We start from the raw sequence: 21,140 nt of genomic DNA, 5'->3' as shown, positions 1-21,140 counted from the left end.
GCCATCGCTGTAAAGGCTTGCCCGCGATGGCGTACTTGCAGCGCAGCTGCAAATTCTCATGGTCCTGCCAACACCTTCAGCGCCGCCTTGCGGTCTGCCACTGGCAGTGCTCCGAGTTTCTCTGCGGCCGCATAAAAAGCAGGCCAGTCCCCATGCGCCTGCCGGAACAGCGCCTCGAACGCCGGCACCCATTGGTCATACAAGCCGAATGGCAGCAACCGGGCGTTGTTCAGCGGGGCATTTATCCAGGCGTCATAGCGTTTGTCTCCTGCCCACTGGCTGTCGCGGATCTTGCGGTATTCAGCGCGTAACCGTTCAAATTCCGCCGCCTTGCGCTGGCGCATCTGTTCAGGTGTGAGAGGCAGGGTGTAGAGCTGTTCGAGTCGCGAGCGGGTCGCCAGTACCAGTTCGATGAATTGATCACGTTGCCGGGCTTGTGCGCCGTTATCCGGCGGCAGGCGACGCAAGGCGCGCCATTGCCTGGTGCCTTCCTGCTCCACGAATGTCGCCAATGACTCGTTGAATTCCGTGTCGTCTTTGACATAAAGACGTTGATGGGCGAGCTCGTGGAAGATCAACGTGGCCAGCCGCTCGTCGCCCCAATTCATCATGGAGCTGATGATCGGATCGTTGAACCAGCCGAGCGTCGAATAGGCCTCGACGCCGCCAATCGAAACGTCCATACCTTGCAGTCGCTGCAAGGCAGCCTCGCCGCGGGCTGCACCCTGGCTGTAGTAACCGCGATAGGCCACGCAGCCGGCAATCGGAAAGCAGTGATTTTGCGCTGCCAGGGAAAACTCCGGTGTGGCAAAGACGTTCCAGACCACAAACGGGCGACCGATGTCGGCATACAGGCGGTAACTCTGGTTGTCCGGCAGGCGCAGATGATCGCTGGCAAACGAGCGGGCCTTTTGCGACTGGGTCAGATGCGCGCGCAGCTGCTGATCGCGCCGGGGATCGGCGATCACCTCGGACACTGGCTCCCGAGCGCGCAACAGCTGCAACTGTCCGCTGGCCAATTGGCTGTAATAGCTGACGCTGGCGCAGCCATTGAGCAACAAAAGCAGCACACCCGGAAACAAAATGCGTAAAACGCGATCAAGTAACCCATGGCTTGGAAAAGGCCTGATCAAAATAAAATTATTCCTGGAAAGTCTGCCCGCAAGACTATCCCGCCGCACTGGAGCTCCGCTATGCGCAAATTGATGCTGACGGGCGGCCTGTTGATGCTGACAGGCTGTGCTGGATTCGGATTGCCTCATCACGATCCATCCCAGGCTTGGGTCGACCTCGACTCGCAGCAGGAAGACACCGCGCTGCAAGCATTGCAGGTCGATGCCAAAGCTTCCATAGACAAGCGTTACTTCGAGGTTGAGCCCGGCAGCCACGAATTGACCGTGCGTTATCAGTTTCCGGTCGACCCTGCCAACATCGGTCCTGACGCCGAGCCGTTGTGGCGCGATTGCCAACTGCATGTGAAATTCAAGGATTTCAACGCCGGCGAACGCTATCAGCTGCAAGCGGGCAACATCGGTTTCAGGCCATGGGCCAAGCTCTACGATCAACAGCGCAAAGTCGTAGGCCAAGGTGCACCGGCAGGCTGCCAGCGCACTTGATCGGCGCTATGCTGAATGTCCACGCCCAAGGACATCTATAATGCGCAGGTTGCTGCTATTGCTCGCCGCCAGTGTCGTCGCCGGTTGCCAAAGCCCGATGTCAGCCATCAATCCGCAGATGGCGTGGGTAGACTTCGCGACGCCGAGTCCTGGTGGCAAGTTGCTGATGGCCGAGCGCCTGGATAAGCAGCGGTTGCGCGATGGCCGCTTCTTCCAGGTCGCCCCCGGCAGTCATGAACTGCTGGTACGTTTCGACTTCGAGGTATTTGGCGGCGGCGGGAGCCTGATGACCGGGCCGGTAGAGCGCCTGTGTTACCTGACCATCAACTACGACCATTTCGAGGCTGGCCAGCGTTATCTGCTGGAGGCCCGGAATCTGGCGTTCACCCCCAGCGCCAGGTTGTACAACGCCAAGCGCGAGATCGTGGCCGAGGACCGGGAGGTCAACTGCCTGATGTAGTCGGATCAGTTATCGTTCTTTTGGTACACGATGGCTTTGGTGCCGTTTTCGCAGGTACCCACAACCATGGCCACGTCATGCTTCTCGGCTTCTTCCCGGGACACGATTTCAAGGGTGTAGGAAGGCACTGCATTGGCCTGGATCTTGATTTCGATCTCTTTCCTGAGTTCTTCGCAATCCTTGGGCGCCGCCATGGCCGAAGTCGCCAGTGCACCGCAGATGATCGCCAAGGCAAAACGTTTCATGTGAAGCTCCTTTTCTGGCAGCGCGCACGGTCGTGCGCTAGAGCTGCTGTCATTTATTCGACCACAGTTTGACCTGGCTGGTTTTGTTTCAGGACAAAAAAATCGCAGCCCATGGCCTCTTCTACCTGGGTAAAAGCGACTGCGGGCTGCGATCATTGTCACGCCTGGGCCAATTTAGCTCACCAGGGTCGCATCCAGAGTAATCTTGGCATTCAGCACTTTGGACACTGGGCAGCCTTCTTTGGCCTTATTGCTCAATTCTTCGAACTGCTCCTGGGTGGCGCCCGGGATCTTCGCCTTCAGGATCAATTTCACCGCCGTGATCGCAAACCCCCCATCAACCTGGTCCAGGGTCACTTCGGCGTTGGTATCGATGCTGTCAGCCTTGAGCCCGGCATCGCCGAGGATCATCGAAAAGGCCATGGAGAAACAACCTGCGTGTGCCGCACCGATTAATTCCTCCGGATTGGTACCTTTACCGCCTTCGAACCGGGCCTTGAAGCCATACGGAGCTTCGCGCAGTACGCCGGTTTCCGTGGAAACCGAGCCAATACCGGTTTTCAGGTCACCTTCCCAATGAGCCGATGCTTTCTTTGTGATAGCCATGTCTGCCTCCTCAAGATCGGGCGCGAATCGTCGCGCCTTCGTGGTTTTCGGTTGCTAGGGTTCTGAGGATAGACGCAGGTGCAAAGTTCACCCGATCTGAAAAGTCCTACCATTTTCGTAGGTTTTTTTGCCTTGGCTATTGAATCTCGGGTATATGCCCTCATTGCATGAATCACGCTTATGGATTCGGCAGGTTTTCGTTCGCAAGAAAAAACCTGCTCCCCCCGATTGGAGAAGCAGGTTTATGAAACGATTGACCGACGTAAAGTTTTCGACCCTGGACCTTGTACCTGTAAGGGAAAATGGCAGTGCGGCCCAGTCCCTGCGCAATTCCCTCGACCTGGCACAGCATGTCGAAAAGCTCGGCTACAACCGCTTTTGGGTGGCCGAACACCACAACATGGACGGCATCGCCAGTTCGGCCACCTCGGTTTTGCTGGGTTACCTGGCAGGTGGTACCTCGACCATTCGTGTCGGTTCCGGCGGCGTGATGCTGCCCAACCACGCGCCTCTGGTGATTGCCGAACAGTTCGGCACTCTGGAAAGTCTTTACCCCGGCCGTATCGACCTCGGTCTGGGGCGTGCGCCTGGCTCCGATCAAATGACCGCCCGTGCCCTGCGGCGGGAACGTTCCGGCAGCGCCGACGATTTCCCGTCTGACGTGGCGGAGCTGATGCGCTACCTGGGCCCCCGCACGCCGGATCAACGGATCATCGCCATGCCTGGCACGGGCACAAATGTTCCGGTGTGGCTGCTGGGTTCAAGCCTGTTCAGTGCGCAACTGGCCGGTGAACGCGGTTTGCCCTACGCCTTCGCTTCCCATTTCGCACCGCGCTTCATGCATGAGGCGATTCGCGTCTATCGCAATCATTTCAAGCCTTCTGCGGTGTTGGACAAGCCTTACGTGATGCTGGGCGTGCCATTGGTGGCTGCCGATACCGACGAGCAAGCCGTTTACCTGGCGACGTCGGTCTACCAGCGAATCCTCGCGCTGATGCGGGGCCAGAGCCTTGTGCAGCGTCCACCGGTTAAAACCATGGACGGTCTGTGGTTGCCCCATGAGAAGGAGGCAGTGGCTGATTTCCTCGGCCTGGCGATGGTTGGCAGCCCGCAGAAAATTCGCGCCAAACTGGAGGTGCTGATCGAGCAAACCCAGGCGGATGAGCTGATCTTCACCTGCGACCTGTATGAACATGCCGATCGCGTGCATTCCTACGAGCTGTTGGCGCAGGTCATGAAAGGCTGACACTCAGACGCCAGGCGTAAAAAAGCCGACGCCATTGCGTCGGCTTTCAGTGCGGCGCAACCCGCTTATTTCTTGTAGACGATTTCCTTGGCGCCGCCTTCGCAGGTGCCAACAACCTGGCCGCCAGCCGCAGCGCCTTTATCGACAATTTCCAGCGAGTAACCAGAAACGCCCTTGGCATCGAGCTTCGCGGCGATTTCGGCTTTGAGCTCTTCGCAAGGTTTGCCAGCTGCGAATGCTGTACCGGCGAGGCTCAGCAGACCTACCGCCAAAATAAACTTCTTCATCGGATGCATTCTCTGGTCGGATAATAGGGGCACCCCGGTTTCACAGGGGTGCACTCATGTAGCGCTTTTGCCATTCCCTATGGCATTCGGCCAGCGCGCAAGTTCAGAAGACTAGCTCAAACTCAGCTGCTGGCAATCCGGAAGCCGACCTTGAGTGTTACCTGAAAATGCGCGGCCCGACCATTCTCGATATGCCCACGGGTCTCGGTCACTTCAAACCATTCCAGGTGCTTGATGGTCTTGCTTGCTTCGGCCAGTGCGTTGTTGATCGCGTCTTCGATGCTGGTGGCAGATGAGCCGACCAGTTCGACTTTTTTGTACGTATGGTGATCAGTCATGGCGTTCTCCTTGGGGTATGAAATACAGACTAGCAGTGAATTTTCGTATTACTTCTGTCGGTCAACTCGATACAGAAGTTCAGATTTACTGCACTTTCTCAAACGGCTGTAGTCCCAACCAACACACGCCACTCATCATCAATGCAGGAGAGCCACCATGGCCAACACCTCTTTACGTAAAGCCTCATTGCAAAGCATGGAAGCCGAGATCGAGAGTCTTCTGAAGTCTTTGGAAAGCCTGAAGGACGACGCCTCGGACGAGTCGCGCAAAACCCTGAAAGTCTTGAAAGCCAACGCTGAGAGCGCGCTGAAGCACTCGCGCCACCTGCTTAGCGATGCCTACGAAGAAGTCAAAGTCAAAACCCGTGAAACCGGGATTGCCACTCGTGACTACGCTCAGGAACACCCTTGGACCACAGCCGGTGTCGCTGTCGGTGCACTGGGTTTGCTGGCCGCTTATCTGCTGTGCAAACGTGGTGACTAATCCGCTTGGCGCAGCTCGTTTTTAAGCCACTGCGCCAACTGCCTGGCGCGCCCGTCTGCGGCGCGCTTGGGTAACCACAACGCCAGTTGCGCCGTCGTTTCAGTGAAACCCCATGGCGCAACCAGGCGACCCGCCTTCAAGTCTTCGATCACCAGCGGTTCGGGTGCAATTGCCACGCCCAGCCCTGCTACTGCCGCCTCCAGCAAATAATACAAATGCTCAAAACCCTGTCCGTACGTCAGCGCCTTGGCGTTGAGGTCGCTTTGCTGTGCCCAGCTTGGCCATGCTTGCGGGCGGGAGGTGGTGTGCAATAACGGCTCACCGAGCAGTGCGCTGGCCGGCGCATTCTGCAAATGTGCATAACCGGTGAAGCGCGGGCTCATCACCGGGCCGATCCGTTCACTGGCCAGGGCATACACCTGCATGTCCGTTGGCCAGGGTGGCTCGGCGAATACCAACAAGGCATCCAGCCCGGGGCGCCGTGGATCGAGGTCACCTTCGCCCGCTGAAAGGTGCAGGCGCAGGTCCGGCAGGTCTGCATTCAGTCGACCCAGGCGCGGAATGAACCAGCGCGCCAACAGGCTCCCCGAACAGCCCAGCACGAAAGGCGCGTCGGCGGTGCTTTGAGTCAACTCTGCGCAAACTGTCCGCAAGCGCTCGAACGCTTCACTGCTGGCATCGCGCAGTCGAACGCCTGCATCTGTGAGTTTCAAGCCACGACCGTCCTTGATGAACAGGCTGACGCCCAGATGCTCCTCGAGTACCTTCAATTGCCGGCTAACTGCCCCGTGGGTGACGTGCAACTGCTCGGCAGCCTGGCTCACGCTGTTCAGGCGCGCAGTGGCCTCGAAGGCGCGAAGGGCATTTAACGGCGGGAGGTCATGGCTCATGGGATATGTGAGTTTTCCTGACAGGTTGTAGCGATCTTATCGGTTTTCAGTGCAGGGCGTCAGGGGTAAAGTGAGCGTCATTGTCATCACACGAATTCAACTGGAGCAACTCATGACCCAGACCAATCTGCGCAGTGGCCCCGATGCCAGCGGCCTGTTCGGCGGCTTCGGCGGCCGTTACGTTGCTGAAACCTTGATGCCGTTGATCCTCGAGCTGGCCCGTGAATATGAACTGGCCAAGGAAGATCCGGCCTTCAAGGAGGAGCTGGCGTACTTCCAGCGCGACTACGTCGGTCGTCCGAGCCCGCTCTACTACGCCGAGCGTCTCACTGAGTTCTGTGGCGGTGCGAAAATCTATCTCAAGCGCGAAGAGCTGAACCACACTGGCGCGCATAAGATCAACAACTGCATTGGCCAGATCCTGCTGGCGCGGCGCATGGGCAAGAAACGCATTATTGCCGAGACCGGTGCCGGCATGCACGGCGTGGCGACTGCCACGGTCGCGGCGCGTTTCGGTCTGGACTGCGTGATCTACATGGGCACTACTGACATCGAGCGTCAGCAGGCCAACGTGTTCCGCATGAAGCTGCTGGGTGCCGAAGTCATTCCAGTCGTTGCCGGTACCGGCACTTTGAAAGACGCGATGAACGAGGCGCTGCGCGATTGGGTGACCAACGTCGATAGCACTTTCTACCTGATCGGCACGGTGGCTGGCCCGCACCCTTACCCTGCCATGGTGCGTGATTTCCAGGCCGTCATCGGCAAGGAAACCCGGGACCAGCTGCAAGCCCAGGAAGGCCGCCTGCCAGACAGCCTGGTGGCGTGCATCGGCGGTGGTTCCAACGCGATGGGCCTGTTCCACCCGTTCCTCGATGACCAGAGCGTGGAAATCATCGGCGTTGAAGCGGCCGGTCACGGGATCGAAACCGGCAAGCACGCGGCAAGCCTCAACGGTGGGGTTCCAGGTGTGTTGCACGGCAACCGCACCTTCCTGCTGCAGGACGATGACGGCCAGATCATCGACGCTCACTCGATTTCCGCTGGCCTGGATTATCCCGGTATCGGTCCGGAACACGCCTGGTTGCATGACATCGGCCGCGTGCAGTACACCTCCGTGACTGACGACGAAGCCCTGGGCGCATTTCATAAGTGCTGCCGCCTGGAAGGGATCATTCCTGCACTGGAAAGCGCCCACGCCCTGGCTGAAGTCTTCAAGCGTGCGCCGAAGTTGCCAAAAGATCATTTGATGGTGATCAACCTGTCCGGCCGTGGCGACAAAGACATGCAGACTGTGATGCACCACATGGAGCAGTCCCAACACATGCAATCCAAGCAGGAGAAACACTGATGAGCCGCCTGCAAACGCGTTTTGCCGAACTCAAGGAACAGAATCGCGCTGCCCTGGTGACCTTCGTCACCGCCGGCGACCCAAGCTATGACACTTCGCTGGCGATCCTCAAGGGGCTGCCTGGCGCGGGTGCCGACGTTATCGAACTGGGCATGCCGTTTACCGACCCGATGGCCGATGGCCCGGCGATCCAGCTGGCCAACATTCGTGCCTTGGGCGCTAAACAGAACCTGGCGAAAACCCTGCAGATGGTTCGCGAGTTCCGTGAAGGCAATGCTGAGACCCCGCTAGTGTTGATGGGCTACTTCAACCCGATCCACATGTATGGCGTGCCGCAGTTCATTGAAGACGCCAAGGCTGCCGGCGTGGATGGCCTGATCGTGGTTGACCTGCCGCCTGAGCATAACGGTGAGTTGTGCGATCCGGCACAGGCTGCCGGCCTGGATTTCATCCGCCTGACCACGCCGACTACTGATGATGTGCGCCTGCCAACGGTGCTGAACGGCAGCTCCGGTTTCGTGTACTACGTGTCGGTAGCCGGTGTGACCGGTGCGGGCGCGGCGACCCTGGAACACGTGGAAGAGGCTGTTGCTCGCCTGCGACGCCATACCGACCTGCCGATCAGCATTGGTTTCGGCATCCGCACGCCAGAGCAGGCGGCGGCGATCGCGCGTCTTGCGGACGGTGTAGTGGTGGGTTCGGCACTGATCGATCACATTGCCAATGCCTCCACACCTGACCAGGCGATCGACGGCGTACTGAGCCTTTGCGCAGCCTTGTCCGAAGGCGTGCGCAAGGCTCGAGTCTGACGCCTGTCAGCGGCTTTTGCTCAAGGCAGTTCCAGCCCTCCGGCTGCCTTGTGCAATTTGCGTAAATGTTCGCCAACCTGCTTCAGGTTGGCCTCATTCTCCGCCATCTCTGCTGCCCGGGCCGGGTCCAGCAGGGCTCTGACTTCCTTGTCCAGATCGCCGGTCAGCGCCTGAAGCTGTTTCTGCCGAAGGCTGCTTTCCGATTCAAGGCGCTGCCACTCGCTTGGCTGCGGCAATCCGTAACCGCCAGTACCCAGCAATTCTGCCGGGCGGCTTAGAAACCCGCTGTTGGCAAGAATCTGCTGCAGCGTGGCGTTGGCCTTGTCCATGCCGCCGTTCTTCAATTCCCGCGCGCCCAGATAGCGTTGCTTGACCTCATCCTGCGCCAGCACCAGTTGTTGCCGGAACGCTGCCTGCTCGAGCAGCAGCAGGGCGGCACTGGTGCGCAGGTCCGCCTGGTCGATCCACTGGCGCCGCTCTGTAGCCTTGATCGCCAGCCAGTCCTCGACGTTCTCCTGCTTGATTGGCAAATGCTTTTTCAGCACCTCGAACATCGCCTGGTAGCGGTCGCGGAACGAGTCGAAGCGATAGCCCAGGCGCAAGGCCTCGCGCGGATCATCAAGGACGCTGGTATCGGCCAGCCCGCGACCCTTGAGCACTTCCAGCAACCCATTGGGCATGATGCTGTCCAGGCCCACCAATTGCTTGTTGTTGGTGCCACTACGTAGCAGTTTCAGCCCTTCCACTGCACAGTTGTTGGACAGGAAGAAGTAGTTGCCGTCGTAACTCCAATGCATCTCGGCCGCGTGCTCGACCACCTCTTCGATCTCTTTGCGTGACAGGGTCAGCGGGATCGAGGCCAGGCTGCGTAACTCGGTCTTGGTGTATTCGTCGATCACTTGGGCTAGCGGCAGCACGAACAGGCGTGACGGATACTTGCCGACCAGCCCGTCCCAGCTCGATAGCTGCACGTCGCCGACGAAGGCGCGGTACGACAGCACCAGGTGTTGATCAAGATCCAGGCGGCAATCCGGCCCCCGCGGTCGCCCCGGCGCGCAGATCACCAGGCGCAACATGCTGTGGCCCCAGCGACTGACCCAGTTCTGATTGGCTTCGGCCAGCAGATAGTCCACGGCGTAAACCCGCTCCGGGTCTACCTGACCCAGGGGTTGCCTGGCGAAATCGTTGCCTGCATTGAGGAAGGCGAAAGATTTGGCGCAGGTCTCCTTGGCAGCGGGGGCCCAGCCAAAGTGTTCCTGGTAGTAGCGATAGAGCGCCGGGCGACGGCAGGCGTAGCTTGGGTCGAGGAGGAAATACTCCATGTTGACCGCCACAAACTCCTTCGGGCTGCTCGTCTCGTAAATGTCCGGGCTGCGCGCGATCTGCCGATTGTGCTGTTCACGCTCACCACGGCGACCGACATATTGTTGCCAGCCAGCAAGATCAAGCAGGCGTGGATCGTCGCTGAGGGTGAAGCGGCGGTCGTTCTGGCCGCGACACTCGTCTGGCATGCCGACCAGCCCGGCACTGCTGTTGCGCCGGGTGCAGCGCTGGATCAGCGTGCGTTCGGTCCCCGTCCACAGACGAGAGCGGTCATAGATGTGCGTGAGCTCGTGCAACACCGTGGCGAGCATCTCCCGGCGCACGGTGCCGTGGGGGCGATAGGTTTTTTTGCTGGCGGCACTGCCGTCCGTGAGGCTGTCGAGCAGGTTGCGGTTCAGGTCGAGCTCAGAAACCAATGAAGCCTGGCCATAGGCATTGGCGGGCATGTCGTCGGTCCAGCCAACGTCGATGCGACGGTCCAGTTGCTGGATGAACTGTGGCGGTAACGCCTGCATGGCTTCATCAAGGAGCGCCTGGCTGGCCTGTTGTTGTGCGGGGCTCAGGCCTGTGGTCTTGAGCCGTAATTGCAGGTCAGCCTGAGCCGTGTTGCCAAGCAGCAACACGACCCCGGCCAGCAGCCAGGCGCCTACCGACCTCACAGTGCGAGGATGGCTTCGGCGAGAACCTGGTCACTGGCGTCGCGCGCTTCGGGCACGCGGGTACGCAAGGTATCGAAGGCGGCTTCAAGGTGTGCTCCGCGAATGTCGCCATTGCTGGCCACAAAACTGGCGGCATCGTCATGGGCTTCGCGAACAATTTTCGAATCACGGATCGACGTGGTGGTGTCCGAGGTGAAATCGAGCGTGCGCTGGCTGGCACGAATAACAATATTACTGGTGGCTACCAGGGTTTGCGCCTGGGCCAGGTCGGCCAGCAACAACAGGCCAAGGGTGGCGGCAATCAGCGGGTTACGCATGGAACGACTCCGGAAGGACAAGGATAACTATTGGACGAGAATTGCCTGCGCCAGTTCAAGGTCGCTTGCATGAAGTTTTGGCCGTGTATGGCGCAGATAAACCAGTGCGGACTCCAGGCGCGCGCCAAGCAATGCTCCATCGGTGGCGATGAAAGCGGCAGCGTCATCCTGTGCAGCGAGCAGTAGCTTACGGTCGAAGGGGGCCGAGGTCACCATGCTCGTGGCATAGCCGCTGGCTACGATGCCCTGGGTGGACAGATTGAAGGCGTCGTAGGCTTGGGCAGATCCCGACCAGCCAATGGCCATTAATACCGGAGTGATCAACAGATTTGAAAGAAAACGCATGAGGCTCGATAGTTGGAAAACGAGTCCGAAGGCTAGCGTAATGCCTGTTTTAGAGCCAGCGCGGAAACAATGGGACACGACTTGCGCGCCCCATGGCAGTCATCCGAGTCAGATGGTCAGGATAGCCTGGGCCAGTTGTGCGTCGGTTGCGTTCAGTTGAGGTGCCTGGTGGCGAATGTGGTCCAGAGCACTTTCCAGCTTCACGCCACGGATCGAACCTTCGCTGGCTACGAAACTGGCAGCGTCATCGCGCGCGGCACGGACGATCTTGTCATCTCGGAAAGAGGAGGTGACGTCGGAAGTCGCATCGGAAGTGGCTTTCAGTGCACCGACGACGGCATCGGTGGTCACGATGAAGCTGGTGGCGTGGGAATTGGCAGCCACGGCGAGCAGGGCTGCAGCGCTGAGCAGACGAAGACGGGACATGGTGTAACTCCTTAAAATGAACCGGATTGGGAGGTGGCTTGTTTAATGGGACGTCTGTTTTGCAGCATTCGCCACGTTCCCCTTGGATATTAGGCCGGGGTGGGCTGGTTCGAACAGTCCAGCGCCGAAGAAACCCTGCGTAGGCGCTGCCGAAGGTTGCGATCTGTTGATCTTTGTTTCGCCACGCCAACGATCAAAAGATCGCAACCTTCGGCAGCTCCTACAGAACTGTACTTGCAGTATTCACTGCTTAAGAAACTGTACTGGTTGAGTTTTTCAGGGGCCTGAAACGACAAAACCCGTCGCGGTTTCCGGCGACGGGTCTTGTTTGTGCAATTCGGGTTGCTGGCGGTGGACCCTGCAGGTCAGAGCCAGCGACGCTACTTAGCGCCAGAACGGCTTGCTCAGCTCTTCGTAGCGTTGTGCTTCGCTAATCCCAGCATCAGCCAGCAGACGCGAATCCAGACGAGCCAGTTGATGGCGGCTGGAGATGCGGCGCTGCCACAACATCAGGTTGGCGATAACGCGAAGAGGCATCGAAGCCTGGGTTTTTGCAGCGGTATCTTCGAAGAACAGTTCGGAACTGAGTGTACGTTCCATGGTTGACATCCTTCCGCTTGTGGCGGGATTAGGTAGTGGTTTAACTGATGCCAATGATCCTCTCGTTTGGCCAGTCCCTGTAGATACAGTTCAACTGTATTGTGAGGTACCAGTTAACTGTTAATAGGGGGTGTACTGGTCTAAATTGAGGCAACTGTACTTGTCGGCACTTTATTGGTGCGATTGTGCCGTTGATACCGATACGTTGGGGACTTTTCTGTAGGAAACAACCAGTACAGTAGTACAGTTTTATTCGGATAGGGGCTTTCCAATAGGTCGCTGGCGAAACTGTGTTTGCGCCAGCGGCTATCTGTACTATTTACACGGCCAGCATTCGGCCGGTTTCTTCCAGGTTTATGTGCCAGCTCAGTGCTTCGCGCAGGATGTGGGGGGTATGCCCGCCGATGGCACAGGCCGCGGTGAAGTAGTCATCCAGCGCCTGGCGGTAGTCGGGGTGCACGCAGTTGTCGATGATGACCCGTGCGCGTTCCCTGGGTGCAAGGCCGCGCAGGTCCGCCAGGCCAACTTCGGTCACGAGGATGTCGACATCGTGCTCGGTATGGTCAACGTGGCTGACCATGGGGACTACGCTGGAGATCGCGCCGGCCTTGGCGATCGACTTGGTCACAAAGATTGCCAGATGGGCATTTCGTGCGAAGTCGCCGGAGCCGCCGATGCCATTCATCATTCGCGTGCCGCAGACATGCGTAGAGTTGACGTTGCCGTACAGATCGAACTCAAGCGCCGTGTTGATGCCGATGATACCGAGGCGACGTACGACTTCCGGGTGGTTGGAAATTTCCTGAGGGCGCAGGACCAGTTTGTCCTTGTAGCGCTCCAGGTTACCGAACACGTCGCTGTTGCGCCGGGCTGACAAAGTGATCGAGCTGCCTGAGGCGAAGCTCAGCTTGCCGGCGTCGATCAGGTCGAATGTCGAGTCCTGCAGGACTTCCGAGTACATCGTAAGGTCTTCGAACGGCGAATCGATCAAGCCGCACATCACCGAGTTGGCGATGGTGCCGATGCCAGCCTGCAAGGGGCCAAGCTTGTTGGTCATGCGCCCGGCAGCGACTTCCTGCTTGAAGAAGTCGATCAGGTGATCGGCGATGGCCTGAGTGTCCACGTCCGGCGGCAAGACGGTGGATGGCGAGTCGGATTGATTGGTGATGACAATCGCCACGATCTTTTCCGGCGGGATCGGGATGGCAGTGCTGCCGATGCGGTCATCCACCTTTACCAGCGGAATGGGCGTGCGGGTCGGGCGATAGGTCGGGATATAGATGTCGTGCAGACCTTCCAGGTTTGGATTGTGTGCAAGGTTGATTTCGACGATGACCTGTTTGGCGAAAATCGCGAAGCTGGCCGAGTTGCCTACCGAGGTGGTGGGCACGATATGGCCCTGTTCGGTGATCGCTACGGCTTCGATGACGGCGATATCCGGCAGCTTGAGCTGTTGGTTGCGCAGTTGCTCGACGGTTTCCGAAAGGTGTTGGTCGATGAACATGACCTCGCCGGCGTTGATTGCCTTGCGCAGGGTGCTGTCCACCTGGAACGGCATGCGCCGCGATAGCACGCCAGCCTCGGTGAGCTGCTTGTCGAGGTCGTTGCCCAGGCTGGCGCCGGTCATCAAGGTGATTTTCAGCGGAGAGATTTTGGCGCGCTCGGCGAGTGCGTGGGGCACGGCCTTGGCTTCGCCCGCGCGGGTGAAGCCGCTCATGCCGACGGTCATGCCGTCCTCAATCAAAGCGGCGGCGTCGGCGGCGCTCATCACCTTATCCAACAACGAAGGCAAGCGAATACGATCACGATACATGGATTGTTATCTCGGGCAACGGAAGCAAGGTGGGCAGTTTAGTGATTTCCAGAAAAATCCTCCCGCTACCATGGTCGAATGCAGACCACTGATTTAGAGCCTTTGGTCGGGTTGGCGGGGATTTTTACAGGCAATAAAAAACCCCAGCCTACTAAAGGCTGAGGTTTTGGGTATTGCGCTGGAGCAGGTTTTACTCGACGGCTTTGACCATGTCCTCGATGACCTTTTTAGCGTCGCCGAACACCATCATGGTTTTGTCGAGGTAGAACAGTTCGTTGTCCAGACCGGCATAACCACTGGCCATCGAGCGCTTGTTGACGATGATGGTCTTGGCCTTGAACGCCTCGAGAATCGGCATGCCGGCAATCGGCGATTTAGGATCGTTCTTCGCCGCCGGGTTGACCACGTCGTTCGCCCCGAGCACCAGCACCACGTCGGCCTGGCCGAACTCGGAGTTGATGTCTTCCATCTCGAACACCTGGTCGTAGGGCACTTCGGCCTCGGCCAGCAATACGTTCATGTGCCCAGGCATCCGACCCGCCACCGGGTGAATGGCGTACTTCACGGTCACACCGCGATGGGTGAGCTTCTCGGTGAGTTCCTTGAGCGCATGCTGCGCGCGAGCGACCGCCAGGCCGTAGCCAGGAACGATGATCACGGTATCGGCGTTGGTCAGCAGGAAGGTTGCGTCGTCAGCCGAACCGGATTTAACCGGACGAGCTTCCTTGGCGCCTGCAGGGCCGGCGTCTGCCGTGTTGCCAAAACCGCCGAGCAGTACGTTGAAGAACGAACGGTTCATGGCCTTGCACATGATGTACGAGAGGATTGCACCGGACGAACCCACCAGCGAGCCGGCGATGATCAGCATCGAGTTGTTCAGCGAGAAACCGATACCTGCCGCCGCCCAGCCCGAATAGCTGTTGAGCATCGACACTACCACCGGCATGTCCGCGCCACCGATCGGGATGATGATCAGCACGCCCAGGACGAAAGCCAGGGCCAGCATCAGTGCGAAGGCACCGAGGTTGCCGGTGAGCATGAAGGTGATGCCCAGGGCCAGCGTTGCCAGGCCCAGCAGCAGGTTCAGCTTGTGCTGGCCACCGAACTGCACGGGTGCGCCCTGGAACAGGCGGAACTTGTACTTGCCGGATAGCTTGCCGAATGCGATCACCGAACCGGAGAAGGTGATTGCACCGATAGCTGCGCCAAGGAACAGTTCAAGGCGGTTACCCGCAGGGATTGCATCGCCCAGCTGCTTGACGATGCCCAGGGACTGCGGCTCGACCACCGCTGCGATGGCGATGAATACCGCCGCCAGGCCGATCATGCTGTGCATGAAGGCGACCAGTTCCGGCATCTTGGTCATTTCAACGCGCTTGGCCATGATCGAGCCGGCGGTGCCGCCGACCAACAGGCCGACAATGACGTAGCCGATGCCCGCGGTGGCGAGCTCAGCGCCCAGCTTGTAGATCAGGCCTACTGTGGTGAGGATCGCCAGGCCCATGCCGAGCATGCCGAACAGGTTGCCGCGTCGGGAGGTTGTCGGATGGGACAACCCTTTGAGGGCCTGGATGAAGCAGATGGACGCGATCAAGTAGAGCGTCGTGACAAGGTTCATGCTCATTACTTGGGCGCCTCTTCTTTTACGACTTTCGGGGCTTTTTTCTTGAACATCTCAAGCATCCTGCGGGTGACCAGGAAGCCACCGAACACATTCACTGCCGCCAGGGCCACGGCCAGAGTGCCCATGGTCTTGCCCAGCGGGGTCACGGTGAGCGCCGCAGCCAGCATGGCGCCGACAATCACGATCGCCGAGATGGCGTTGGTCACTGCCATCAAGGGGGTGTGCAGTGCAGGCGTAACGTTCCAGACCACGTGGTAACCGACATAAATCGCCAGCACGAAGATGATCAGGTTGTAGATACCGGGGGAGATAAGCTCTTCCATCGTCTGAATCCCTGCTTAGGCGTTTTTGCGGATGACTTGGCCGTCGCGGCACATCAGGCACGCGGCGACGATGTCGTCTTCGAGGTTGATCTCGAACTGGCCTTCCTTGTTGAAGACCAGCTTCAGGAAGTCCAGCAGGTTGCGTGCGTACAGTGCCGAAGCATCTGCCGCCACTGCGCCGGCCAGGTTGGTCGGGCCGCAAATGGTCACGCCATTCTCGACTACTACTTGGTCCGCCACGGTAAGCGGACAGTTGCCGCCCTGGGCTGCGGCGAGGTCGATGACCACCGAGCCGGGTTTCATCTGCGCCACGGTTTCCGCGCTCAGCAATGTCGGTGCCTTGCGGCCAGGGATAAGGGCCGTGGTGATGACGATGTCAGCCTGTTTGGCACGTTCGTGAACGGCCAGGGCCTGGCGCTGCATCCAGCTGGCAGGCATGGGCCGGGCGTAGCCGCCGACACCGACGGCGCACTCACGCTCTTCATCGGTTTCGTAGGGCACGTCGACAAACTTGGCGCCGAGGGATTCGATCTGCTCTTTAACGGCAGGACGCACATCAGACGCTTCGATCACTGCACCCAGGCGCTTTGCTGTGGCAATCGCCTGCAAACCCGCGACGCCGGCGCCGAGAATCAGCACCCGCGCCGCTTTCACGGTGCCCGCAGCGGTCATCAGCATCGGCATGAAGCGTGGATAGTGGTGAGCGGCCAGCAATACGGCTTTATAGCCGGCGATGTTGGCCTGGGAGGACAGCACGTCCAGGCTCTGGGCCCGAGAGGTGCGTGGCGCCGCTTCCAGGGCAAACGCGGTAACGCCGCACTCGGCCAGCTTGGCAATGGTTTCATTGCTGAACGGGTTGAGCATGCCCACCACAACGGTTCCGCTCTTGATCAAAGCGAGTTCGCTGTCGCTGGGAGCGACCACCTTGAGAATCAGCTCGGCACCAAACGCCTCATTGGCACTGCCAATAATCGCGCCTGCCGCTTCATAGGCACTGTCGACAACACTGGCATTGATGCCGGCGCCGCTTTGCACAGTGACCTTATGACCCTGGCCGATCAGCTTCTTGATGGTTTCCGGGGTTGCAGCAACCCGTGTTTCACCCGTCTGGGTTTCGAGAGGAACACCAATGTGCACGTCAAATCTCCTGCGTGATCTTATTGAGTAAACCCAGGCACTTCGGATGGTGCGAGCTGGGGCGGCCGATCAGCACGATCCCGCTAAATAAGGGCGGGGCGCGGCATTTTGCAGGCGAACTTTGCACCCTTCAAGGGATTATGATGCGTGACGGAAAATTAACTACAAGTCACCCCGTGACCGAATGTCGCAAGCATTCGGGCCAAGCCCTTGTTAATCGGGGCCTGCAGGGCGTTTTTGGAAGATTCTGGATTTTGCGCATGAGTCAGGTGAATGAGTAATCATCGCTAGGCAATACCGGCTCAAAGCCACGGTGGCACGAGCTTGTGGCACGATTGTGCTCCCTTCAAGTACAGTCTGCTTAAATGCGACAATTACTTATATCTGTAGTGCTTTGATTTACCTGACTACGAAGTCAGCTTATCGCTGTAAGTCGCTAGAACTCAAGGCTATAGCCCTGCGCTTGATTGACCAGCCAATCACGAAAAGCCCTCAAAGAGGCCGATTCGACCTTTCGCTCTGGAATCATGAGGTAATAGGCCTTGATGCTCGACAGCGCATTTGGGTTCGCAATCACCAGGCGTTTCTCCGCCAGCTCACGCTGAATCAGGAAAGGCGGAATCAGCGCGATGCCCATCTCGTGCATCGCTGCCTGGGCGAGCATGGAGAATAGCTCGTAGCGCGGCCCTGTCATGTCCCGCGGGATATTAAGGTGCTGCGAGTTGAACCATTGGCGCCAGGCATAGGGGCGGGTGGTCTGCTGCAGCAGTGGATACTCTGCAATTTGGGCGGGTGTCAGCGAATCCTGGTGTCCAAGCAGGTGCGGGCTGCAGACAGGCATCGGATTTTCCCCCATCAGCCTGTGGGATTCAGTACCCGACCAATCGGCGTCGCCAAAGTAGATAGCCGCATCGAAATCCGTGTCGGCAAACAGGAAGGGGCGGGTCCGGTTGGTCAGGTTGACGGTTACTTCCGGATGCTTGTGCTGGAAGTCTTTCAACCGAGGCAGCAGCCACTGTGTGCCAAATGTCGGCACCACAGCGAGTTCGATGACGTTGGCGCCTTGCTGACCCATCACCGACAAGGTATCGCGCTCAACCGCGTCCAGCTGGGTGGCCACTCGCCGGCTGTAGGAAAGCCCGGCTTCGGTCAGTTTCACTCCGCGACGAGAGCGTCGGAACAGTTCGACACTCAGGAACTCCTCGAGGCTGGCGATCTGTCGGCAAATGGCGCCCTGCGTCAGCGAAAGCTCCTGGGCTGCCTTGGTAAAGCTCTCGTGGCGCGCAGCCGCTTCAAAGCTGATCAGGGCGGTTGTACTGGGGATTTTTCTGCGCATGTACCTCAACCTCACTAATCCATCGCATGATTCGACTTTGGCGATGTTACGGAGTGAGAAATTAGCACAACAGTATGCAAAATCCTCGTTTGCCCTTGCGCTTGGGCAGGCCTAGGATCAATCCACGTTATTTGATGCCTTTCGAGAGGACTTGCTCATGGCCGGTAAAGCTAGCTTCAACTGGATCGATCCGCTGCTGCTGGATCAACAGCTCACTGAAGAAGAACGCATGATTCGCGATACCGCCGAGCAATTCGCTCAGCAGAAGCTGGCGCCGCGTGTTCTGGAAGCTTTCCGTCATGAAAAGACTGACCCGGCGATCTTCCGCGAGATGGGTGAGGTGGGCCTGTTGGGCGCAACCATCCCTGAACAATACGGCGGCAGTGGCCTGAACTACGTCAGCTATGGCCTGATCGCTCGTGAGGTTGAGCGCGTCGACTCCGGTTACCGTTCGATGATGAGCGTGCAGTCCTCGCTGGTGATGGTGCCTATCAATGAATTCGGTACCGAAGCGCAAAAACAGAAGTACCTGCCGAAATTGGCGTCGGGTGAGTGGATCGGTTGCTTCGGTCTGACCGAGCCTAACCACGGTTCCGACCCGGGAGCGATGATCACCCGTGCGCGCAAGGTCGAAGGCGGCTACAGCCTGACAGGCAGCAAGATGTGGATCACTAACAGCCCGATCGCCGACGTGTTCGTGGTCTGGGGCAAGGACGATGCCGGCGATATCCGCGGTTTTGTACTCGAGAAGGGCTGGAAAGGCCTGAGCGCACCGGCAATTCACGGCAAGGTAGGCCTGCGGGCATCGATCACCGGCGAAATCGTCATGGACAACGTGTTCGTTCCTGAAGAGAACATCTTCCCGGACGTGCGCGGCTTGAAAGGTCCGTTCACCTGCCTCAACTCCGCCCGCTACGGCATTTCCTGGGGCGCGCTGGGTGCGGCTGAGTTCTGCTGGCACACCGCTCGTCAATACACCCTGGATCGTCAGCAGTTCGGGCGTCCTTTGGCGGCCACTCAGTTGATCCAGAAAAAACTGGCCGACATGCAGACCGAGATCACCCTGGCATTGCAAGGCTGCCTGCGTCTGGGTCGTATGAAAGACGAAGGCACTGCAGCGGTCGAGATCACCTCGATGATGAAGCGCAACTCCTGCGGCAAGTCCCTGGATATCGCGCGCATGGCTCGCGACATGCTGGGCGGCAACGGTATCTCCGACGAATTCGGCGTTGCACGGCACCTGGTCAACCTGGAAGTGGTGAATACCTACGAGGGCACGCATGACGTTCACGCGCTGATCCTTGGTCGCGCCCAGACTGGCCTGCAGGCGTTCTACTAATAGGAGAACGGCCATGGGCGCGCTTTCGCATCTGCGGGTACTGGATTTATCACGCGTACTGGCCGGACCCTGGTCCGGGCAGATCCTCGCTGACCTTGGCGCTGAAGTGATCAAGGTCGAGCGCCCGGGCAATGGTGATGACACGCGCGCCTGGGGCCCGCCTTTCCTGAAGGATGCCTATGGCGAGAACACCAGCGAAGCGGCTTATTACCTGTCCGCCAATCGCAACAAGCAATCGGTGACCATCGACTTCACTCGCCCTGAAGGGCAGAAGCTGGTGCGCGACCTGGCGGCCAAGTCGGACATCCTGATCGAGAACTTCAAAGTCGGCGGCCTGGCTGCTTATGGTCTGGACTATGAGTCACTTAAGGCTATAAATCCCAATCTGATCTATTGCTCGATTACCGGATTCGGCCAGACCGGCCCCTATGCCAAGCGCGCTGGATACGATTTCATGATCCAGGGGCTTGGTGGCTTGATGAGCCTCACCGGGCGGCCTGAGGGTGATGAGGGCGCGGGGCCGGTGAAGGTTGGCGTCGCCCTGACGGACATATTGACCGGGCTGTATTCGACCGTCGCGATTCTGGCAGCGCTGGCGCATCGGGATCACAGTGGCGGCGGCCAGCACATTGATATGGCGTTGCTGGATGTCCAGGTGGCCTGTCTGGCTAACCAGGCGATGAACTACTTGACGACCGGTAATGCACCCAAGCGCTTGGGCAATGCCCATCCAAACATAGTGCCTTATCAGGATTTTCCTACGGCGGATGGTGATTTCATCCTTACCGTGGGTAACGATGGGCAGTTCCGCAAGTTTGCCGAGGTGGCGGGTCAGCCACAGTGGGCTGACGATCCGCGGTTCGCTACCAACAAGTTGCGGGTGGCCAATCGTGCCGAACTGATTCCTCTCATTCGCCAGGCGACCGTATTCAAGACAACCGCCGAGTGGGTGTTGCAGCTCGAGCAGGCGGGCGTGCCCTGCGGGCCGATCAACGACCTGGCGCAAATGTTTGCCGACCCCCAGGTGAAGGCTCGAGGGCTGGCGATTGAACTGCCCCATGCGCTCGCTGGCATGGTGCCGCAAGTGGCGAGTCCGATTCGCCTGTCCGAAACACCGGTGGAATACCGTAATGCGCCGCCTTTGTTGGGAGAGCACACGCTGGAGGTGCTGCAGCGGGTGTTGGGTCTGGATGCTGGTGCGGTGGCCGCCTTCAAGGAAGCCGGGGTGCTTTAAGCTGTTCCTTCTATATAGAGGTGTACTTATATAGAAGGAAAGGCGCGTTTTCGGCCCTTTCCTAACTAATTGATGGAAAAGCAGAATTTACGCTTGACGGCAGATCTCAGGTGTCTATAATTCGCCCCACTTCCGGCGCAGTCGAAACGGAAAACTCCTTGGTAAACAATGAGTTACGCAGTTTTGACGGTCAGCTGCTTCAGGTCATCGAAGCGCAAAAGAAGTTGAGAAAGAGGTGTTGACAGCAGCGTGTAACGCTGTAGAATTCGCCTCCCGCTAACGAGAGATCGAAAGCGCAAGTGGTTGAAGTTACTAAGGAAACTTGGAAAACTTCT

24 protein-coding genes are annotated in these 21,140 nt (G+C 58.7%); 8 read left to right on the top strand and 16 right to left on the bottom strand.

Annotation, left to right across the window (positions count from 1 at the left end; translation table 11 throughout):
- Positions 1 to 56: 56 nt before the first annotated feature.
- Positions 57 to 1,133 (bottom strand): aminopeptidase, encoded by a 1,077-nt coding sequence (locus UB23_RS09445; RefSeq protein WP_045059087.1) that lies wholly within the window; start codon positions 1,131 to 1,133, stop codon positions 57 to 59.
- Between the two features lie 60 nt (positions 1,134 to 1,193).
- Between UB23_RS09445 and UB23_RS09440 the strand changes: the two genes are divergently transcribed.
- Together UB23_RS09440 and UB23_RS09435 are read left to right on the top strand one after the other, a co-directional pair.
- Positions 1,194 to 1,616: a PA0061/PA0062 family lipoprotein gene (locus UB23_RS09440; protein WP_045059086.1), complete on the top strand. Its 423-nt coding sequence runs from the start codon at positions 1,194 to 1,196 to the stop codon at positions 1,614 to 1,616.
- Positions 1,617 to 1,656: 40 nt separating this feature from the next.
- On the top strand, positions 1,657 to 2,076 hold the full coding sequence (locus UB23_RS09435; RefSeq protein ID WP_045059085.1) for a PA0061/PA0062 family lipoprotein: 420 nt from the start codon (positions 1,657 to 1,659) through the stop codon (positions 2,074 to 2,076).
- A gap of 5 nt (positions 2,077 to 2,081) precedes the next feature.
- On the opposite strand, the gene UB23_RS09430 is transcribed toward UB23_RS09435, so the two are convergent.
- Together UB23_RS09430 and UB23_RS09425 are read right to left on the bottom strand one after the other, a co-directional pair.
- Positions 2,082 to 2,321 carry a DUF1161 domain-containing protein gene (locus UB23_RS09430; RefSeq protein WP_045059084.1) on the bottom strand — a complete coding sequence of 80 codons (240 nt, stop codon included), beginning with the start codon at positions 2,319 to 2,321 and terminating at the stop codon, positions 2,082 to 2,084.
- Between the two features lie 174 nt (positions 2,322 to 2,495).
- The gene (locus UB23_RS09425) at positions 2,496 to 2,927 is read right to left on the bottom strand and encodes an OsmC family protein (protein WP_045059083.1); all 432 of its coding nucleotides are present in this window, start codon (positions 2,925 to 2,927) and stop codon (positions 2,496 to 2,498) included.
- Positions 2,928 to 3,171: 244 nt separating this feature from the next.
- Between UB23_RS09425 and UB23_RS09420 the strand changes: the two genes are divergently transcribed.
- Positions 3,172 to 4,173 (top strand): LLM class flavin-dependent oxidoreductase, encoded by a 1,002-nt coding sequence (locus UB23_RS09420; protein ID WP_045059082.1) that lies wholly within the window; start codon positions 3,172 to 3,174, stop codon positions 4,171 to 4,173.
- Between the two features lie 65 nt (positions 4,174 to 4,238).
- On the opposite strand, the gene UB23_RS09415 is transcribed toward UB23_RS09420, so the two are convergent.
- Both UB23_RS09415 and UB23_RS09410 read right to left on the bottom strand, forming a co-directional pair.
- The gene (locus UB23_RS09415) at positions 4,239 to 4,460 is read right to left on the bottom strand and encodes a DUF1161 domain-containing protein (protein WP_045059081.1); all 222 of its coding nucleotides are present in this window, start codon (positions 4,458 to 4,460) and stop codon (positions 4,239 to 4,241) included.
- Between the two features lie 122 nt (positions 4,461 to 4,582).
- Positions 4,583 to 4,798, bottom strand: coding sequence for a dodecin (locus UB23_RS09410; protein WP_045059080.1), 216 nt, complete (start codon positions 4,796 to 4,798; stop codon positions 4,583 to 4,585).
- 157 nt (positions 4,799 to 4,955) lie between these two features.
- On the opposite strand from UB23_RS09410, the gene UB23_RS09405 reads away from it, so the two are divergent.
- Positions 4,956 to 5,282 (top strand): DUF883 family protein, encoded by a 327-nt coding sequence (locus UB23_RS09405; protein ID WP_045059079.1) that lies wholly within the window; start codon positions 4,956 to 4,958, stop codon positions 5,280 to 5,282.
- On the opposite strand, the gene UB23_RS09400 is transcribed toward UB23_RS09405, so the two are convergent.
- Positions 5,279 to 6,172: a LysR family transcriptional regulator gene (locus UB23_RS09400; protein WP_045059078.1), complete on the bottom strand. Its 894-nt coding sequence runs from the start codon at positions 6,170 to 6,172 to the stop codon at positions 5,279 to 5,281. The two genes, UB23_RS09405 and UB23_RS09400, sit on opposite strands and share 4 nt — an antisense overlap.
- Positions 6,173 to 6,284: 112 nt before the next feature.
- Between UB23_RS09400 and trpB the strand changes: the two genes are divergently transcribed.
- Entirely contained in the window at positions 6,285 to 7,520 is a 1,236-nt protein-coding gene (gene trpB / locus UB23_RS09395; RefSeq protein ID WP_045059077.1) for a tryptophan synthase subunit beta, read from the top strand.
- Positions 7,520 to 8,329: a tryptophan synthase subunit alpha gene (gene trpA / locus UB23_RS09390; RefSeq protein WP_045059076.1), complete on the top strand. Its 810-nt coding sequence runs from the start codon at positions 7,520 to 7,522 to the stop codon at positions 8,327 to 8,329. The genes trpB and trpA overlap by 1 nt, the downstream gene beginning before the upstream one ends.
- Positions 8,330 to 8,349: 20 nt before the next feature.
- Here trpA and UB23_RS09385 read toward each other — a convergent pair whose 3' ends face one another.
- The 10 genes from UB23_RS09385 to UB23_RS09340 all read right to left on the bottom strand — a co-directional run bounded on the left by UB23_RS09385 (position 8,350) and on the right by UB23_RS09340 (position 18,232).
- Complete coding sequence (locus tag UB23_RS09385; protein ID WP_045059075.1) at positions 8,350 to 10,311, bottom strand: DUF7844 domain-containing protein; 1,962 nt, start codon at positions 10,309 to 10,311, stop codon at positions 8,350 to 8,352.
- Positions 10,308 to 10,628 carry a DUF2388 domain-containing protein gene (locus UB23_RS09380; protein WP_045059074.1) on the bottom strand — a complete coding sequence of 107 codons (321 nt, stop codon included), beginning with the start codon at positions 10,626 to 10,628 and terminating at the stop codon, positions 10,308 to 10,310. The genes UB23_RS09385 and UB23_RS09380 overlap by 4 nt, the downstream gene beginning before the upstream one ends.
- 27 nt (positions 10,629 to 10,655) lie before the next feature.
- On the bottom strand, positions 10,656 to 10,973 hold the full coding sequence (locus UB23_RS09375; protein WP_045059073.1) for a DUF2388 domain-containing protein: 318 nt from the start codon (positions 10,971 to 10,973) through the stop codon (positions 10,656 to 10,658).
- Positions 10,974 to 11,081: 108 nt separating this feature from the next.
- Positions 11,082 to 11,399 (bottom strand): DUF2388 domain-containing protein, encoded by a 318-nt coding sequence (locus UB23_RS09370; RefSeq protein WP_045059072.1) that lies wholly within the window; start codon positions 11,397 to 11,399, stop codon positions 11,082 to 11,084.
- A gap of 384 nt (positions 11,400 to 11,783) precedes the next feature.
- Positions 11,784 to 11,999 (bottom strand): DUF1127 domain-containing protein, encoded by a 216-nt coding sequence (locus tag UB23_RS09365; RefSeq protein WP_007902752.1) that lies wholly within the window; start codon positions 11,997 to 11,999, stop codon positions 11,784 to 11,786.
- 319 nt (positions 12,000 to 12,318) lie between these two features.
- Complete coding sequence (locus UB23_RS09360; protein ID WP_045059071.1) at positions 12,319 to 13,812, bottom strand: acetyl-CoA hydrolase/transferase family protein; 1,494 nt, start codon at positions 13,810 to 13,812, stop codon at positions 12,319 to 12,321.
- Between the two features lie 190 nt (positions 13,813 to 14,002).
- Complete coding sequence (locus tag UB23_RS09355) at positions 14,003 to 15,436, bottom strand: NAD(P)(+) transhydrogenase (Re/Si-specific) subunit beta (RefSeq protein WP_045059070.1); 1,434 nt, start codon at positions 15,434 to 15,436, stop codon at positions 14,003 to 14,005.
- A complete protein-coding gene (locus UB23_RS09350) occupies positions 15,436 to 15,759 on the bottom strand; it encodes an NAD(P) transhydrogenase subunit alpha (RefSeq protein WP_007947884.1) in 324 nt (107 codons plus the stop codon). Before UB23_RS09350 ends, UB23_RS09355 begins: the two co-directional genes overlap by 1 nt.
- 15 nt (positions 15,760 to 15,774) lie before the next feature.
- Positions 15,775 to 16,896: a Re/Si-specific NAD(P)(+) transhydrogenase subunit alpha gene (locus tag UB23_RS09345; RefSeq protein ID WP_045059069.1), complete on the bottom strand. Its 1,122-nt coding sequence runs from the start codon at positions 16,894 to 16,896 to the stop codon at positions 15,775 to 15,777.
- Positions 16,897 to 17,332: 436 nt separating this feature from the next.
- The gene (locus tag UB23_RS09340; protein WP_045059068.1) at positions 17,333 to 18,232 is read right to left on the bottom strand and encodes a LysR family transcriptional regulator; all 900 of its coding nucleotides are present in this window, start codon (positions 18,230 to 18,232) and stop codon (positions 17,333 to 17,335) included.
- 157 nt (positions 18,233 to 18,389) lie between these two features.
- On the opposite strand from UB23_RS09340, the gene UB23_RS09335 reads away from it, so the two are divergent.
- On the top strand, positions 18,390 to 19,571 hold the full coding sequence (locus tag UB23_RS09335; protein ID WP_045059067.1) for an acyl-CoA dehydrogenase: 1,182 nt from the start codon (positions 18,390 to 18,392) through the stop codon (positions 19,569 to 19,571).
- Positions 19,572 to 19,584: 13 nt separating this feature from the next.
- Positions 19,585 to 20,805 carry a CaiB/BaiF CoA transferase family protein gene (locus UB23_RS09330; protein WP_045059066.1) on the top strand — a complete coding sequence of 407 codons (1,221 nt, stop codon included), beginning with the start codon at positions 19,585 to 19,587 and terminating at the stop codon, positions 20,803 to 20,805.
- Positions 20,806 to 21,140: the final 335 nt, after the last annotated feature.

Origin of the sequence: Pseudomonas sp. ES3-33 (assembly GCF_000952175.1) — a bacterium.
Classification (GTDB): domain Bacteria; phylum Pseudomonadota; class Gammaproteobacteria; order Pseudomonadales; family Pseudomonadaceae; genus Aquipseudomonas; species Aquipseudomonas gregormendelii.
Note: the sequence above shows the minus strand (reverse complement) of the source record. Positions and strands in the feature narration are given on the sequence as shown.

What these genes read in the sequence shown, in the direction of transcription:
- UB23_RS09440 (WP_045059086.1), top strand. Translation starts at nt 1,194, where the DNA reads ATGCGCAAATTGATGCTGACGGGCGGCCTGTTGATGCTGACAGGCTGT.
- UB23_RS09435 (WP_045059085.1), top strand. Translation starts at nt 1,657, where the DNA reads ATGCGCAGGTTGCTGCTATTGCTCGCCGCCAGTGTCGTCGCCGGTTGC.
- UB23_RS09430 (WP_045059084.1), bottom strand. Translation starts at nt 2,321, where the DNA reads ATGAAACGTTTTGCCTTGGCGATCATCTGCGGTGCACTGGCGACTTCG.
- UB23_RS09425 (WP_045059083.1), bottom strand. Translation starts at nt 2,927, where the DNA reads ATGGCTATCACAAAGAAAGCATCGGCTCATTGGGAAGGTGACCTGAAA.
- UB23_RS09420 (WP_045059082.1), top strand. Translation starts at nt 3,172, where the DNA reads ATGAAACGATTGACCGACGTAAAGTTTTCGACCCTGGACCTTGTACCT.
- UB23_RS09415 (WP_045059081.1), bottom strand. Translation starts at nt 4,460, where the DNA reads ATGAAGAAGTTTATTTTGGCGGTAGGTCTGCTGAGCCTCGCCGGTACA.
- UB23_RS09410 (WP_045059080.1), bottom strand. Translation starts at nt 4,798, where the DNA reads ATGACTGATCACCATACGTACAAAAAAGTCGAACTGGTCGGCTCATCT.
- UB23_RS09405 (WP_045059079.1), top strand. Translation starts at nt 4,956, where the DNA reads ATGGCCAACACCTCTTTACGTAAAGCCTCATTGCAAAGCATGGAAGCC.
- UB23_RS09400 (WP_045059078.1), bottom strand. Translation starts at nt 6,172, where the DNA reads ATGAGCCATGACCTCCCGCCGTTAAATGCCCTTCGCGCCTTCGAGGCC.
- trpB (WP_045059077.1), top strand. Translation starts at nt 6,285, where the DNA reads ATGACCCAGACCAATCTGCGCAGTGGCCCCGATGCCAGCGGCCTGTTC.
- trpA (WP_045059076.1), top strand. Translation starts at nt 7,520, where the DNA reads ATGAGCCGCCTGCAAACGCGTTTTGCCGAACTCAAGGAACAGAATCGC.
- UB23_RS09380 (WP_045059074.1), bottom strand. Translation starts at nt 10,628, where the DNA reads ATGCGTAACCCGCTGATTGCCGCCACCCTTGGCCTGTTGTTGCTGGCC.
- UB23_RS09375 (WP_045059073.1), bottom strand. Translation starts at nt 10,973, where the DNA reads ATGCGTTTTCTTTCAAATCTGTTGATCACTCCGGTATTAATGGCCATT.
- UB23_RS09370 (WP_045059072.1), bottom strand. Translation starts at nt 11,399, where the DNA reads ATGTCCCGTCTTCGTCTGCTCAGCGCTGCAGCCCTGCTCGCCGTGGCT.
- UB23_RS09365 (WP_007902752.1), bottom strand. Translation starts at nt 11,999, where the DNA reads ATGGAACGTACACTCAGTTCCGAACTGTTCTTCGAAGATACCGCTGCA.
- UB23_RS09360 (WP_045059071.1), bottom strand. Translation starts at nt 13,812, where the DNA reads ATGTATCGTGATCGTATTCGCTTGCCTTCGTTGTTGGATAAGGTGATG.
- UB23_RS09355 (WP_045059070.1), bottom strand. Translation starts at nt 15,436, where the DNA reads ATGAGCATGAACCTTGTCACGACGCTCTACTTGATCGCGTCCATCTGC.
- UB23_RS09350 (WP_007947884.1), bottom strand. Translation starts at nt 15,759, where the DNA reads ATGGAAGAGCTTATCTCCCCCGGTATCTACAACCTGATCATCTTCGTG.
- UB23_RS09340 (WP_045059068.1), bottom strand. Translation starts at nt 18,232, where the DNA reads ATGCGCAGAAAAATCCCCAGTACAACCGCCCTGATCAGCTTTGAAGCG.
- UB23_RS09335 (WP_045059067.1), top strand. Translation starts at nt 18,390, where the DNA reads ATGGCCGGTAAAGCTAGCTTCAACTGGATCGATCCGCTGCTGCTGGAT.
- UB23_RS09330 (WP_045059066.1), top strand. Translation starts at nt 19,585, where the DNA reads ATGGGCGCGCTTTCGCATCTGCGGGTACTGGATTTATCACGCGTACTG.